Source organism: Myxococcus faecalis (assembly GCF_050039385.1).
Classification (GTDB): Bacteria; Myxococcota; Myxococcia; order Myxococcales; family Myxococcaceae; genus Myxococcus; species Myxococcus fulvus.
Map to the genome: position 1 here is coordinate 5,119,029 of NZ_CP144336.1, position 14,309 is coordinate 5,133,337.

At 70.8% G+C, this 14,309-nt stretch carries 11 protein-coding genes; 4 read left to right on the forward strand and 7 right to left on the reverse strand.

The features are described 5' to 3' along the window. Positions 1–10: 10 nt before the first annotated feature. On the reverse strand, positions 11–1,000 hold the full coding sequence (locus VZQ01_RS20525; RefSeq protein WP_223785785.1) for a tetratricopeptide repeat protein: 990 nt from the start codon (positions 998–1,000) through the stop codon (positions 11–13). Between the two features lie 39 nt (positions 1,001–1,039). Further along, on the reverse strand, positions 1,040–1,384 hold the full coding sequence (locus tag VZQ01_RS20530) for a putative signal transducing protein (protein ID WP_141331910.1): 345 nt from the start codon (positions 1,382–1,384) through the stop codon (positions 1,040–1,042). Positions 1,385–1,648: 264 nt separating this feature from the next. On the opposite strand from VZQ01_RS20530, the gene VZQ01_RS20535 reads away from it, so the two are divergent. After that, positions 1,649–3,586 (forward strand): sensor histidine kinase, encoded by a 1,938-nt coding sequence (locus tag VZQ01_RS20535; protein WP_426748745.1) that lies wholly within the window; start codon positions 1,649–1,651, stop codon positions 3,584–3,586. Here VZQ01_RS20535 and VZQ01_RS20540 read toward each other — a convergent pair whose 3' ends face one another. Further along, positions 3,587–4,009 carry a hypothetical protein gene (locus VZQ01_RS20540; protein ID WP_324289136.1) on the reverse strand — a complete coding sequence of 141 codons (423 nt, stop codon included), beginning with the start codon at positions 4,007–4,009 and terminating at the stop codon, positions 3,587–3,589. Between the two features lie 213 nt (positions 4,010–4,222). On the opposite strand from VZQ01_RS20540, the gene VZQ01_RS20545 reads away from it, so the two are divergent. After that, positions 4,223–4,432 carry a hypothetical protein gene (locus VZQ01_RS20545; RefSeq protein WP_223750796.1) on the forward strand — a complete coding sequence of 70 codons (210 nt, stop codon included), beginning with the start codon at positions 4,223–4,225 and terminating at the stop codon, positions 4,430–4,432. Positions 4,433–4,570: 138 nt separating this feature from the next. Here VZQ01_RS20545 and VZQ01_RS20550 read toward each other — a convergent pair whose 3' ends face one another. The 4 genes from VZQ01_RS20550 to VZQ01_RS20565 form a co-directional block, all read right to left on the reverse strand. After that, positions 4,571–5,410, reverse strand: coding sequence for a hypothetical protein (locus tag VZQ01_RS20550; RefSeq protein WP_426748746.1), 840 nt, complete (start codon positions 5,408–5,410; stop codon positions 4,571–4,573). Continuing rightward, positions 5,407–6,162, reverse strand: a complete 756-nt coding sequence (locus VZQ01_RS20555) for a hypothetical protein (RefSeq protein WP_426748747.1) — start codon at positions 6,160–6,162, stop codon at positions 5,407–5,409. Before VZQ01_RS20555 ends, VZQ01_RS20550 begins: the two co-directional genes overlap by 4 nt. After that, positions 6,159–8,120, reverse strand: coding sequence for a TonB-dependent receptor (locus VZQ01_RS20560; protein WP_426748748.1), 1,962 nt, complete (start codon positions 8,118–8,120; stop codon positions 6,159–6,161). Before VZQ01_RS20560 ends, VZQ01_RS20555 begins: the two co-directional genes overlap by 4 nt. Positions 8,121–9,622: 1,502 nt before the next feature. Further along, positions 9,623–10,018: a hypothetical protein gene (locus VZQ01_RS20565; protein WP_223750800.1), complete on the reverse strand. Its 396-nt coding sequence runs from the start codon at positions 10,016–10,018 to the stop codon at positions 9,623–9,625. Between the two features lie 568 nt (positions 10,019–10,586). On the opposite strand from VZQ01_RS20565, the gene glpD reads away from it, so the two are divergent. Together glpD and VZQ01_RS20575 are read left to right on the forward strand one after the other, a co-directional pair. Next, positions 10,587–12,281, forward strand: a complete 1,695-nt coding sequence (glpD, locus tag VZQ01_RS20570) for a glycerol-3-phosphate dehydrogenase (protein WP_141332325.1) — start codon at positions 10,587–10,589, stop codon at positions 12,279–12,281. A gap of 230 nt (positions 12,282–12,511) precedes the next feature. Next, positions 12,512–14,305, forward strand: coding sequence for a S8 family serine peptidase (locus tag VZQ01_RS20575; RefSeq protein ID WP_223785792.1), 1,794 nt, complete (start codon positions 12,512–12,514; stop codon positions 14,303–14,305). The last annotated feature ends 4 nt before the right edge of the window (positions 14,306–14,309 follow it).

Sequence of the window (14,309 nt, forward strand, 5' to 3'; positions counted from 1 at the left end):
CCGCGCCCTGTCAGGGGACGCTGCAGGACTGGCGGATGAGCTCCATCCGTCCGGAGAAGCGACGCTCGAGGTCCATCCGCGTCAGTCTCGCGTCGTCGATGCGCCGCGCCTCGAGTTGCATCGCGCACAGGGCCGCCAAGGCCTTGGGGCTTCCCAAGTCGAGTCGGTCCGCCTGTCTCAAAGCCTCCTGGGCACCGTCCACATCTCCCAGGCGGAACAAGGCCAGCCCCAGCTCGAAGTGAGCGAGCGAGAGCCTGGGGTCCTCCAGCGTCGCCTTGCGCAACACCGCCACGGCCTCCGCTCCCTGGCCGGCCGCGCGCAGTACCAGCGCCTGCTCCACCAGCAGCCGCGCGAGGGGGACCTTTCCCCGCAGCGCCATGAGCACCGCGAACGCTTCCGACGGCCGCTGGGCCGCGCTCAGCAGTCGCGCGTAACGAAGCCCGATGAGCGGCTCTCCCGGGGCCTTCTCGAACGCGGCCTTCATCGCCTCGGATGCGCCCACCGTGTCGCCACCCCGCTCCCGGAGCTCCGCTCGGAACACGTCGGGCCGGGCGTCCATGGGCGCCAGCTGGTTCGCCCGCTCCAACGCCGTGCGGACACAGCGCTCCATCCGCTCCACTTCACAGACGCGCGCGAGCAGCAGCTGCGTCTCCATTGCCTCGGGCTCCCGGCGCTCCGCCGCCAGGGCCAGCTCGTGTGCCTCGGCCGGGGCGCCGTCGAGCAGCAGCTCCGCGGCTTCACGCAGCTCCGCGGCCGTCGCCTTCGGATGCTCTCGCAAGGGGAGCAGCAGCCTGACGCGCTGCTCGGGCAGCGGGGTGGCTCGAGCGATGCTCAGCTCCTGCTCCGGCATGTTCCTGGGCAGGAACAGCGGGATGAGGTGAATCAGGAACGCCACGCCACACACCACCAGCATGCCGCGCAGGCCCTGATCGACCCGCCAGCGCCGTCGCTTCCCGGCTGGCACCTCCTCGGTGAGGGGTTGCTGTCGCTCTGCTTCCATCCGCCGCACGTCCCGTTCTCGCCCAGCCGCTGGCGCGGCTCACACTGCCCGAAGTCGCGGCCGGAGGCCTCGAGGCAATTCGACCCCGCAGCTCCAGCACAGCTCGAAGTTGCCCGGGTTCTCCTCCCGACAGCCCGGACACTCCACCGTGCGCGAGGCCTCCTCCTGGTTCTCCTTCAGCTCCGCGACCACGGCTCGCGCCTGCTCCACGTCCTCGGGATGAAGCCAGAGCTCCACCCACGTCTCGCCGCTCGGAATCTCTCCGGTCAGCGGGGCCAGCGACTCGCCGCGCACCTGGACGGACATTCCCTCGGCTTCCAGCGTCCCCGCCAGCAGCCGCGCCTCTCCCACCGTGCGGTGCACGGAGAACTGCACACGCTTCATGTCTCTCTCTTCACAGATGACGGGGCGGTCGGCAACCACACCCACCGCTGCCGTGCCGCCTTCTCTCACCGAAGCCTGCTCGTCTGCTTATTGTTCATGCTTTGTCACAACCCACATGGGGCGACTGTCGCCTGTCCCCCGGTGTTTGCCTTTCACCGCGCGTCCAGGTGAAGATCAACATCGGCGGGGCGCCGCCCGAGCGTCTCCCGGTGCGCCCTCCACCCACTGTGTGAAGCCTTTGTCCAGGATGCGAGACGCCGTCCCATGCGTGCGCAGGCTCTCCAATTCCGTTCGGCTCTTCCCACACACCTCGCGTGGGTTCGCTACGGCTTCGCCGTCCTCTGCGTGAGCCTCGCGGGGCTCGCCGCGTGGTGGTTCGTCTTGCCTGGGGCCACGGCGCTCCTGCTGTCGCTCGCGGCCGTGCTGCTCGCGGCGCTCACCGGAGGCGTGGGACCCGCCGGGTTGGCGACCCTGGTGGGGACGCTCCTCCTCATGCTCGGTCCCGCATCGCCAGCGAGCCCCTCGGCGCCGAGCACCGTCGCCCTCTTCCTCATCGTGGGGGCGCTTGCCTCCCTCCTGGCGGGACGACGTGTACAGGTACCAGAGCGCGTCACGGCGCCCTCGCTCGTGACACCCGCGCCGTCCTCCGGCCTGGAAGCCCACTTGCTGCGAAGCCTCAACGACGCGGTCCTGGCCACCGACAACCGAGGCGTCGTGCGCTACCTCAATCCCGCGGCCGCGCACCTGCTGCAGTGCTCGGAGGCGGAGGCCCTGGGTGTTCCCCTCTCACACGTGCTGCGCTCCCGCCCCGAGTCGGGCTCCTTCCCGCTGCGCCAGGCGGCGCCTCCCAAGACGTGGTCCCAGTGGCCCCGCGCGCTGAAGCGACGCGACGGCGGAGAGCTGCCCATCGAGGAGTGCACCGTGTCCCTTCGCGGGGCCGATGACGAAGAGCTCGGCGCCGTGTGGGTGTTCCGCGACGCGACGGCGCGTCGACAGCTGGAGCTCGAGCGGACGCGGTTGCTCGAACGCGAGCACGCGGCGCTCGCCGAGGCCCAGGTCCAGCGCGAGCGGATGGAGTCACTCTTCCTCCAGGCCCCCGTCGCCATCGCCGTCTTCCGTGGGCCGGACCATGTCTGTGAGCTGCTCAATCCCCAGGCGTGCGCGCTGCTGGAGGTGGATGCCCACGCCATCGGCAAGCCGCTGCGCGACCTGCAGCCCGCCATGGACCCCGGCATGTTGCGGCTCCTCGATGACGTCTACCGCGACGGCAAGCCCTTCTCCGGGCGCGAGGTGCCCCTGGCCTCCGCGTCTCCCTACGTCACCCCGGCGCTCTCCCGACAGCAGCGCTTCCACGACTTCAGCTGGCAGCCCTGGCGTGATGCCCGAGGCGTCGTCCAGGGCGTGATGGCCGTCGCCGTGGAGGTGACGGGACTGGTGGTGGCCCGGCGCGCCGCGGAGGACCTGGCGAGGGACTTGCGCGAGGTGGTCCAGTCCCGCGACGAGTTCCTCTCCATCGCGAGCCATGAGCTGCGCACCCCCATCACCTCCGTCCAGCTCCAGCTCCAGTTCCTGCTGCGCGGCGCGCCGGCGATGGGCTCCGAGGCCACGGCCTCGCTCGTGCGTCGCCGCGTCGAGTCCACGCTGCGCTCCGTCGCCCAGCTGCACCAGCTCGTCGCCACGTTGTTGGACGTGTCCCGCATCCGCGCGGGTCGACTCGACCTGCATCGTGAGCGGGTGGACCTGTCGTCACTCACTCAAGAGATGGTGTCCCGCGTCCAGGAGGACGCGGCGGGCGCGCGATGCCCCGTGCGGCTCGTGGTGTCCGAGCCCCTCGTCGGCCACTGGGACCGCGTGCGGCTGGAGCAGGTCATCACCAACCTGCTGTCCAATGCCTTCAAGTACGGCGCGCAGCAGCCCGTGGACGTCCTCGTCACGCGCGAGGACGGCTACGCGCGCTTGAGCGTGAAGGACCAAGGCATCGGCATCGCTCCCGAGGACCACGCCCGCATCTTCCAACGCTTCGAGCGCGCCGTGTCCCAACGCCACTACGGCGGCTTCGGGCTGGGTCTCTGGATCGTCCGGCAGATTGTCGAGGCGCTCCAGGGCGACATCCGCGTGGAGAGCGCGCCCCACGCGGGTTCCACCTTCATCGTCCGGTTGCCCTTGCAGGACTCGACCACCGCGGCCGACGCGGCCCTCTGACTACTCCTCCTGGCGGAGCTCGTGGGGCAACACCACGTGCGCATGGCGCGGCGCGCGGGTGTGCAGCTCCCGCGTCAGCAGGGCGTCCAGCTCCCAGAGCAGGAGGTCGTAGAGCGGGCCCGCGCCTTTCGCGGGAAGGCGCTCCGTGGCCAGTCGGACCCGAGGAGACTCCTCGTCCTCGAACGCGAGCGTCACGGCGAGCCCGTCGGGACCGCCCGCCTGGGGTACGAGCACCACGGGTGCCGGCTGGTGTTCCACCTGCTCGAGCAGGGGCATGAACGTGCGGACCTCATGGGCCGTCAGTTCCCGCTCGGATACCACCTCGCCCTGCTCCAGGACCGACAGGTGCTCGAGTCCCGTCAACCGCAAGGCCTGGGCCGCCGTGTTCGTCCGGCCGCTGCGCTCATAGGTCATCGTCCTCACGCCCATCACCTCCGTGCCAAGGAGGTAGGCACTCAGGCGCGTCCCGACATCCCCGCACGGACGAGGGACGGCCCGCAGCGCCGCCACACCGACACCCGGACGTACGCTTCAGGACAGCGTGGCGAGCCCTCCGCCCGAGTGTCCACCGCCGGGTCACTCTCTACGGTGCGGCCCTCTCGAGCACTCCCGCTCGGGAACGCCGGAGGTTCGCCCATGGGCAACAAGGGTAGCGGAAAGATGCCGAGCGCCAATGACCAGCGCTCCGACTCCAAGAATCCCAACAACCCCGCGCACAAGTCGTCGCAAGACAACCGCGCCAATCAGATGAACAAGGAGCACGCGCCGAGCAAGGGCCCGGGCAACACCATCCCGGGCGGCGCTCCGGGGAGCGGGCAGCCAGGCTCGAACACGCCGAAGCACTGAGGTCCCTTCTGGCGCGAGGCCCCCGCTCCCGGTGGACCAGCACCGGTGGAGGGGGAGCCGTAAGCCATCACGGCCGGCGCGGTGTGTCGCTTCCGCGACGGGTGCTCACCGCGCCGCCGTGTCGTGGGACGAAGTGCTTCAGCGCGCGCGGGGCTCGCACTCACCCTCGCCCCGGAAGTGGCCCGCGGTGCGGACCAGCGCCGTGACGAAGTCGCGCAGGTTGCGCACGTTGGCCGCGCCGCCCGTGCCGTACTGGTCGATGGGCAGCTCCGTGAGGTCCACCGCGGCCAGCTCCTCCAGCGTCACCTCGCCATCCGGTCCGGCGATGCCCAGCCTGTCCGCCTGGGCGATGGCGTCGAAGCGCATCTTCGCGTCCGGTGACTGGAGGTCGTCGAAGAAGAGGTGGTCCCCGTGGATGGTGAGCTGCACCGTCTCCTCGCCGTCCTTGGGCACCGTCACGCCCGCGCCCAGCTCGGGGCTCTCGCAGTGCTCGTAGACGGTGTTCGTGGTGAAGCCCCAGTTGAAGCGCTTCGTCTCGCGGTCCTTCGTCGCCTGGCCGGCGACGTACACGCTGTAGCCCTCCGTCTTCATCAGCGTCACGTCCGCCGCGTCCGCGTTGCCCGCCACCGCGTCCGCCACCGGCGCCATCGCGAAGCTGATGTGGTCCCACTTCTGCGCGGGGAGGTCCTTGAAGCTCTCCACCACGACGGGGCCGGGCTTGTGCACGTCGAACACGCGCGCCTGCGTCTGCTTCGCGGCCACCTCGTCGTGCGTCTCCACCGTCACTTCACTGAGCACCACGAGGAACTTGTCGAAGCGCACCGTCCACCCGTCGGTGAAGCCCGCCTCATCGCCCACCGCGGGAGGAATCTGCTTCTCGATGAAGTCCTCTCCGTACGTGGTGAACATCACGTTGCCCGTCCCATCACTGCAGGCGACGAGTCCCAGGCACGACAACCCCAGCATCCAGTTCTTCATTGCGCGGCTCCCTCTTCCCACGTCACCACGTAGGCGGTTGTGTCCTCCACGCCGCGCATCAGCGCATTGCGCGCCTGGCTGTCGGCGGGGAAGGTGTAGAGGCCATCCGCGTCCGTGTCGGTCGCGGTGGCGAAGTCGATGCGGTCAACCCACTTCCTCAGGTCCACGGTGATGCGTACCCGGCCCGCTTCCAGCCCGAGGGACTTCTCGAAGCGCACTCCGGCCACGGGCTTGGGCAGGTCCGCCTCCACGTCGAAGCGCACCTGACCTCCGTCCGCGTTCGTCGCCGTGCCCACCAGCCGCACGGCGTGGCCTCTCAGGACGCCTTGCGCGTCGGTGGTCGCCGTCGGGGTGGCGAGTGTCAGCTCCAGCGAGCCGTACTCTCCCGTCACCGCGCTCGCGGTGCCCAGTGGGGTGATTCCGCTCAGGAGGTCCACCGTGTGCGTCTCAAGCAACTCGCCCAGGGCGTCTCCCGGCGCGTAGTGGCCCGGGTGCGCGTGCGCCGTGCCTCCGAGGAGCGCGTACCAGTCGAAGGTGCGGGAGAGGAGCACTCGGCCTTCGAAGAAGCGCACCGGACCCAGGGAAACGTGCGCGGCGTCGAGGGTGATTCGCCAGCCTCGCTCGTTGGGTGTGTCGGACAGCGGGGCCGCGGTGGACTCCACGGTGAAGACGCGGCGCTCGGCCTCGCTGCCACAGCCGAGCAGCAGGGCCGCGACGGCCACCGTGCCCCTCAGGATGTGTCTGCGATTCATAGATGGACCTCCAGGGTGAGCGAGGCCATTCGAGGCGACCCCGCGGTGAAATGTCGGGCCGGGATGAGGCTCGCCGGGGCGCTCGGGTCGAAGCGGGAGCTGTAGACGAACTCGCCGTCACGCCAGCGCGCGTCCAGGAGGTTGCGCACCTCCAGCTTCAGTCCCAGTTCTCCTCGGCGCAGGCCCAGGTCCAGGTCCGTGAGGAAGACGGAGCGGCTCTTCTCGTCGAAGGGCAGCGGGCGCGGGCCGAGGAACGTCAGCCCCGTGCCCACCGTGAAGAGGGTGGGCTCGGCGCCCAACCAGGCCCACTCGAGGGGATGCTCCCAGCCCACGTCCGCCCTGGCGACGAAGGGCGCGAAGTAGGGGAGCAGCGTGTCGGTCCTCGTCACGTAGGCGTGCGCCACGGTGCCGCTCAGCGCCGCGACGAGGCCTCGCACGGGGCGCGCCTGGAGCGACGCCGTCACTCCCGAGCGGAGGGTCTCGCCCGTGTACACGGTGGTGCCCACGGTGTGGTCGAAGAAGAAGTCGTTCTCCACCTGCGAGCCGAAGACGCTGAGCTGCACGGCCCACGTCTCCCCGTCCTTGCGCGCGCCGACCTCCGCGCCGTGCACGGACACGAAGGGGGCTCGCTCTCCCTCGGAGAGGCTGCGTGCCTGGGGCGAGCGGAAGCCGTCGCCGTAGCTGGCGAACAGTCGCCACGGGGTCGCGTCGTCCGACAGCGCGTACTCGAGGCCCGCCTTCGCGCCCAGGTGCACGCCGAAGGCGCTGCGGGAGTAGCCCTGGCCGTCGTAGAAGCGCGGGTCGCGGAAGGCGAGCGCGTCGAAGACCTCGACACCGAGCGCGTCCGCGCGGCCACCGATTCGGAGCGCCCAGCGGCCGAGGACCATGCGCCCCTCGGCCCAACCCCAGACATCCGTCTGGGTGAAGTGGGCGTCGATTTCGTCGGAGAAGAAGGTGCCGTCCGATTCGCGGTAGCGCCGCTGTGTCTGTTCCACGCCGTCACGCCTGGCGCCCAGGCCGAGCTCCAGGGTTACGGGACGGCCGAACATCGTCACCGTGCGGCGGTGCTCGGCGCGGGCTCCGAGGATGATGGAGTCGTTCGTCTGCTCGAGTCCGTCACCTCGCTCGTCCACCCGGAAGCCGGTGAAGTTGTTGCGCAGCCGCAGGTCCGAGAGGATTCCGAAGAACTCCAGCTTCGTGCGGCCCTGACCCGAGCGGGGGAGGTCCACTCCGAGCAGGAGCTGGTGCCGGGAGACGGTGCCTCCCTGCCGTGGCGTGGAGGCGGAGAAGAAGTCTTGCTGACCTGTGAGGAGCGCGTCCTCGCGTACGACGCCGGGCGAGTCGAAGCGGGTGATGTAGCTGCCCGCGAGGGCTCGTAACGTGAGTCCGTCGGTGAGTCTCGTCGTTGCCTGCGCGAGCAGGGAGGCTCGGCCATAGCCGCGCTGCGCGCCGTAGTTCCTGGCCTCGCCGAGCTCCACCGCGGCGAACGTCTCCGGGTCCTCGCCCGGACGCACGGTGGCCACCAGTCGCCGCTGGCGGTACTGGCCCAGCGTGCCCGCGAGGTGCACGCCCTGCTCCTTGACGCCCAGGTCCATGCGCACCGTGCCGGCGACGGCGAAGTCACCTTGTGCCGCGCGATACGAGCCCTCCGTCACTTCGAGCGCCTGGACGACCTCGGGGATGACGAAGTTGAGGTCCGCGTAGCCAAGCGCGTGGATGTGGCTGACCTCGTTCACCGGGAGGCCCGCGACGGTCAGCTCCACGTCCTGTCCGTGCAGGGCGTCGAAGCCGCGCAGGAAGAGCTGGTGCGCCTTGCCCTCTCCGCTGTGCTGCGAGGCCACGAGACCCGGCACGGCGCGGAGCAGGTCCACGGCTCCGCTGCGCGGCGCCGCGTCCAGGATGTCCCGGCCGAGGGTGAGCTCCGAGGCGCTTTGTGGAGGCCGTGTGCCTCGGACCACCGTGTGGGTCTTCGGCTCCGTGCGTGGGGGCTTGTTTGCGTCCTGCTCGGACTGTGGGACCTGATGGGCTTGAGGCTCCGTGGGCGGTGTTGTTGCTTCGGCGCTCGGCGCTGCTTGCGCGGGCGTGCTGGAGACATGGGGCTGCGCGGACGGTGTGGTCGCTTCGGCGCTCGGTGCTGCTTGCGCGGGAGTGCTGGAGATATGGGGCTGCGCGGACGGTGTGGTCGCTTCGGCGCTCGGTTCTGCTTGTGGAGGAGGGCTGGCGATTGGGGGCTGCGAAGACGGTGTCGTGGCTGCAATGCCCGGTGCTGCTTGCGAGGCCTGGGTGGCGATGCGGAGCTGCTCGGACGATGTCGTCGCTTGAGTTGCGCCCGGTGCTGCTTGCAAGGCCTGGGGGGCGATGCGGAGCTGCTCGGACGATGTCATCGCTTGAGTCGTGCCTGGTGCTGCCCGCGGGGCTCGGGGGGCGGTGCGGAGCTGCTCGGACGATGTCGTTGCTTGAGTCGCGCCCGGTGCTGCTTGCGAGGGCTGGGGGGCGGTGCGGAGCTGCTCGGACGATGTCGTCGCTTGAGTCGTGCCCGGTGCTGCTTGCGAGGGCTGGGGGGCGGTGCGGAGCTGCTCGGACGATGTCGTCGCTTGAGTCGTGCCCGGTGTTGCTTGCGAGGCTCGGGTGGCGATGCGGAGCTGCTCGGACGATGTCGTCGCTTGAGTCATGCCCGGTGCTGCTTGCAAGGCCTGGGTGGCGATGCGGAGCTGCTCGGACGATGTCATCGCTTGCGTCGCGCCTGGTGCTGCTTGCGAGGGCTGGGTGGCGGTGCGGAGCCGCGCGGCCGGGGTTGCCGCTTCGGTGTTCAGCCCCGCGTGAAGAACTGGGGGCGTGGAGAGGGGCACTGTGGTGGGGGGAGCGGTCTTCGCTGTGTTCAGTGCGTGCGGCGTCGCCGTCGGAACAGGTGCTCCGGTGACGGCACGGCTCGCGTGTTGCTCCGTCGACGACTTGTCTGCTCCCGGTGCAAGCGCTTCGCGAGCAAAGCGACTCGCGGCAGACTCCGCAGACGGCGTCGTTGCCGCGACGGTCCGCCTGGCGAGTGCTGCGTGGCTCGTGGCCCTGGATGGTGCGCCGGAGGTTGGCGCGCCGCGTGTGACCACGGACAGGTTCGTGCTCGCTCGTGCGCTCGTCGCCGAGGGCATGGTTGCCTCGCCGAGCGTCAAACGTGGCTTCGCCACCGCGAGCAGCGGTGCACAGAGGACCCACAAACCTGTCGATAGCGCGACGGTCACGACACTCGTGGACATGAAGGACACTCACGGCAGGTCGCCTCGGTCCTCGTGCCCTCGTGCACGCGGCTCTCGCGTGACACTCCTGGCTCGAAGATGGAGACCCTCCACCGTCATGAATGGGGGGCGATGACACGCAAGACTCCGCCACCTCATCGCGCACACCCGGCGCGCGGAGGTCCGAAGCTCACGTTCGATGGATTCGCTTCAGCGCGAGCGCCGTGGACCTATGGCCCTTGCGGCATCGCCGTCGGCCGGAGTGCCACACCCGGCAACCGCGTCGGCGCATGCACGGACTCGTGCTTCCACGACACCCACCGCACCACCGGCACCAGGGCCACGACCCACGTCGCCGCCACCACGCTCAGGTGCTCCACCGAGCCGGTCAGGTGCTTGTGGCCATCCGGACCATGTCCCGTCTCAGGCGACTGACGCGTGGGCTTCGGCGCAAGGCCACTCTCGTCCGGAGCGTCATGGCTGTGCGCCTGACCCCCGTGACTGTGCACATGCGCCGCGCCACCATGGCCCACCACCGCGTGCAGCACCGGCGCCACCGCGAGCCCGTACACCAGGACCATCAGGCCCAGGCTCGCGAGGTCTCGTCGGTCGTGGGGATTCAGCAAGGCGCTGGTCGACAGGGCAGGGGGGTGGTCGCCTCCTACCCGGCTTCCCGGGCCCACGCAAGGCAGCACACCCGTGCCGCTCGCCCCAGTCCTCGTGCCCGCTCATGCGCCGACTCCATGCTCACGCAGCGCGACCTCGCGAACCGCGGGCCTCGTGCCGCGCGGTCACCTCGCGGGTGTCGGCGCGCCGAGCGAACACAAAGCCAATCGCAAACATCGGGCCCTCCACGCGCCTCCTTCGCCGCATGAGCAGGTGTTCCCAGCCCGTCGGGACGTGCCTCGTGCGCGGCCGCCCCGGCGCTTCGTGTCCCAGCGCATGTGGGTGACCCGGCTGCGCGCGAGACCCCCGCCGCACACCCGCGCCGAGTCCCCGATGCAGGCGTCGGACACCGCGCTCAACCGGTCCGCCGCCGAGGTCCCCCGGGAACGGGCCCTCTGCCTCCCACCTGTCACTCCCCCAGGGAGACTGTCCACCGCACCCGCCCCCGGGATGTGGGTGCTGTGTCCCTCTTGACGCGGCGCATTGATTCCCGTGTCACCCAGGGCGGACCGTCATTACAATATGCGTGTGCGTTCTGAATCCGTAGCGCTCCGCCAGTTGTCCGCAGAGGGGGACATTCCGCCGACGAAGCCTCGCTCCGAGCGGCTGAAGGCCCTCGCCACCGAGGAGTTCGACCTGCTCATCATCGGGGGCGGTGTCACCGGCGCGGGCTCCGCGCGCGACGCCGTCCTGCGCGGACTCAAGGTCGCCCTCGTGGAGCGAGAGGACTTCGCCAGCGGCACGTCCAGCCGCTCGTCCCGCCTCATCCACGGCGGCCTGCGCTACCTCGAACACGGTCACCTGGGCCTCGTCTTCGAGTCCAGCATCGAGCGCCGCCGCCTCCTCAAGCTCGCACCCCACCTGGTGCGCCCGCTCGCCTTCGTGTGGCCCGTCTACGCCGGCGCCCGCGTGCCCCGCTGGAAGCTCAACGCGGGCCTCATGCTCTACGACGCCCTCTCCCTCTTCCGGAACGTGAAGGGCTATCAGCGCCTCAACCGCGACCAGCTCCACCAGTCCGAGCCCGGCCTGCGCACCGACGGCCTCAAGGGCGGCGCCCGCTACTACGACGCCGCCACCGATGACGCCCGCCTCACCCTGGCCAACGCGCTCGGCGCCTCCGAGGCCGGCGCCGTCGTCCTCAACCACGCCTCCGTCCAACGCCTCGACGTCGTCGACGGCAAGGCCCGCGGCGCCATCGTCGTCGACCACCTCACCGGGCAGCAGCTCACCGTGCGCGCGCGCGCCATCGTCAACGCCACCGGGCCGTGGAGCGATGAGATCCGCAAGCTCGATGCCCCCGACGGCAACGCCCACGCCGTGCGCGGCAGCAAGGGCGTGCACGTCGCCGTGCCTCGCAAGCGCCTGGGCAACCACGACGCCCTCACGCTCCTGTCCCCCAAGGACGGCCGCGTGATGTTCGTCCTCCCCGCCGACGACTTCACCATCATCGGCACCACGGAGACCTCCACGCGCGCGCACCCCGCCGAGGTCCGCGCGAGCGAGACGGACGTCGCCTACCTCCTCGAGTCCGCCAACGCCTTCTTCCCCGAGGCGCACCTCACCCGCGAGGACGTGGTGAGCGCCTGGGCCGGCATCCGCCCCCTGTCCGCCAGCGGCTACCACGGCACCACCGACGCGGGCAGCGCCAGCCGCGAGCATCACATCGACCTCAGCCCCACCGGCGTGCTCGCCATCAGCGGCGGCAAGCTCACCACCTATCGCGTCATGGCGCGCGACGTGGTGGACGCCGTGGAGAAGCACCTGGGCCAGCCCCGCCGCAAGGCCCCCACCGAGTCCCTGCCCCTGCCCGGCGGCGACATCCCCGACCTGAACGCCGAGCTCGCCGCCGCGCGCGACGTCGTCGGGGACGCGGCCACCGCCACGCACCTGGTGCGCGCCTACGGCAGCCGCTGGCGCCGCGTCTGGGCGCTCACCCGCGAGGACGCCTCCCTCGCTCGCCCGCTCGCTCCCGGCCTGCCCTACCGCGCCGCGGAGGCCGTGTGGGGCGTCACCCACGAGCTGGTGCACACGCTCTCCGACCTGCTCATCCGTCGACTCAAGGTCGCCTTCGAGACCCGGGACCTCGGCCGCGGCGCCGCCCAGGTGGCCGCCGAGGTCATGGCCCCCCGACTCGGTTGGGACGAGGCCGAGACCCGCCGTCAACTCGACACGTACGCCTCCGACGCGCTGCGTATCTTCGGCATCGACAGCGCTGAATCCTGAGAAGGCGGGCGAAACAACGAGCGTCCGTCCAGCGCCGTACGCCCGCGTGTCTCATGCCCCGAGACAGTCGTCCTCCGCCTGACAGGCCCGCGAGCAGCCGGACGGCTGGCGTGCTTAACTTGCGCGTGGGGAACGGGAAGCGGTGTCCTCTCGTTCACCCCGGCCGTCGAATCCGGACCGGGGTGCCCTCCGTACCTACCCGTTCGCCGGGGCGTTCAAGGAGAATGACGATGAAGCGTTGGGTCTGGCTCGGGTTGCTCGGTGGGGCGGTGGCGTGCACCAAGGTCCCCGACAGGGATCCCCCGGTCTCCGAGGAGGTCTGCCCCGGGACGGAGGCGCTGTCGCTGCCGGGCACCGCGCGTCAGTCGCTCAACCCGCTCGCCGGCGAGGATGGCGCGGAGCCGGTGCTCATCACCTTCCGCCCCCGCGTGTCCGCCAGCGCCGTGTCCAACCTGGACACGCTCACCGAGTCGGCCCGGCGCGTGGGCGCCCAGGTCCACCGCCGCTTCCCCCACCTGAACACCATCGCCGCGAAGGTGTCTCCCGAGGCCCGCCGGGCGCTCGAGCAGGACCCCGACGTGCTGCGCGTGGAGCCCGACCGCGTGGTGCGCGCGTTCGGGATGCCGAGCCCGCTGTCCCCGTCCCTCTTGCAGGGCGTGCTGCCCAACACGAGCGGCTCCACGGGCGAGTACACCGCGGGGCTGCACCGCGTGCAGGCGCCCCAGGTCTGGGACGCGAACAACGACGGCGTGCTGGATGACGGCGCGCCCTCGGGCACGGGCATCAAGGTGTGCATCATCGACAGCGGCTGGGACAACCGGCACCCGGAGCTGGCGGCGGCGTACCTGGAGGGCAAGGACTTCCTCGACGGGGACGACGAGCCGCTGGACCAGGGGCGCGTGAGCGGCGTGCTGAAGTGGGGCGGCGGTCACGGCACGCACACGGCGGCGACCATCGCGGCGCAGCTGGGCGCGGGCGCGCACGTGCGGCCCGGTGAGGAGCCCAACGGCGTGGCGGGCGTGGCGCCCACCGTGTCGCTGCTGGTGGCGCGCGTGCTCGACGTCAACGGCGACGGCAACACGTCCAACGTCATCGCGGCCATGGACTGGTGCATCGAGCGCGGCGCGCACATCGCGTCGCTGTCGCTGGGCTCCATCGCGCCCTCGCAGACGGAGGAGGCGGCCTTCCAGCGCGCGTTCGACGCGGGCATGGTGGCCATCGCCGCGACGGGCAACCGGGGCACGGAGGAGAAGTCCTACCCCGCGGGCTACGAGAACGTCATCGCCGTGGGCGCCATCGACGCGAACAACGCGTGGGCGCCCTTCTCCCAGTACGGAAGGGACTTCGTGTCGCTGGTGGCGCCGGGCGTGGGCATCCTGAGCGCGACCATCGTCGGCGGCGCGCCGTACGGTGACGTGGACGTGGGCGGCACGCGCTTCGCCTCCGAGCCGCTGGAGTACACCGGCGTGGGCAAGTACGCGGGGCGGATGGTGTACTGCGGCCTGGGTGAGCGCGTCTCGTCGTGCGGCGAGGGCGCCACCTGTGACGGCTTCGTCGCGCTGGTGGACCGAGGCGGCGGCATCCTGTTCAAGGAGAAGGCGCTCAACGCCATCCGCGCCGGCGCGAAGGCCATCGTCGTCGGCAACAACACCAGCGAGGACGGGGCGGGCAACTTCACGCTCACCGACCCGGAGGACTTCTGGGTGCCGACGACGTCCGTCACCCTGGTCAACGCCAACACGCTCAAGGGCCTGGTGGGCCAGGACGTGACGGTGGACGTGTCGGGCCTGGACTACCTGCGCCAGTCGGGCACGTCCATGGCCACGCCGCACGTGGCGGGCGTCGCCGCGCTGGTGCTGGGCGCGTGCCCCAGGCTCACCCATGTCCAGGTGCGCGAGGTGCTGGAGAAGACGGCGCTGGACCTGGGCGAAGCGGGCAAGGACATCAAGTTCGGTCACGGCCTGGTGCAGGCCAAGGCCGCGGTGGACGAGGCCCGGCGCATCTGCCCGCCTCCCGCGCCGTGAAGCG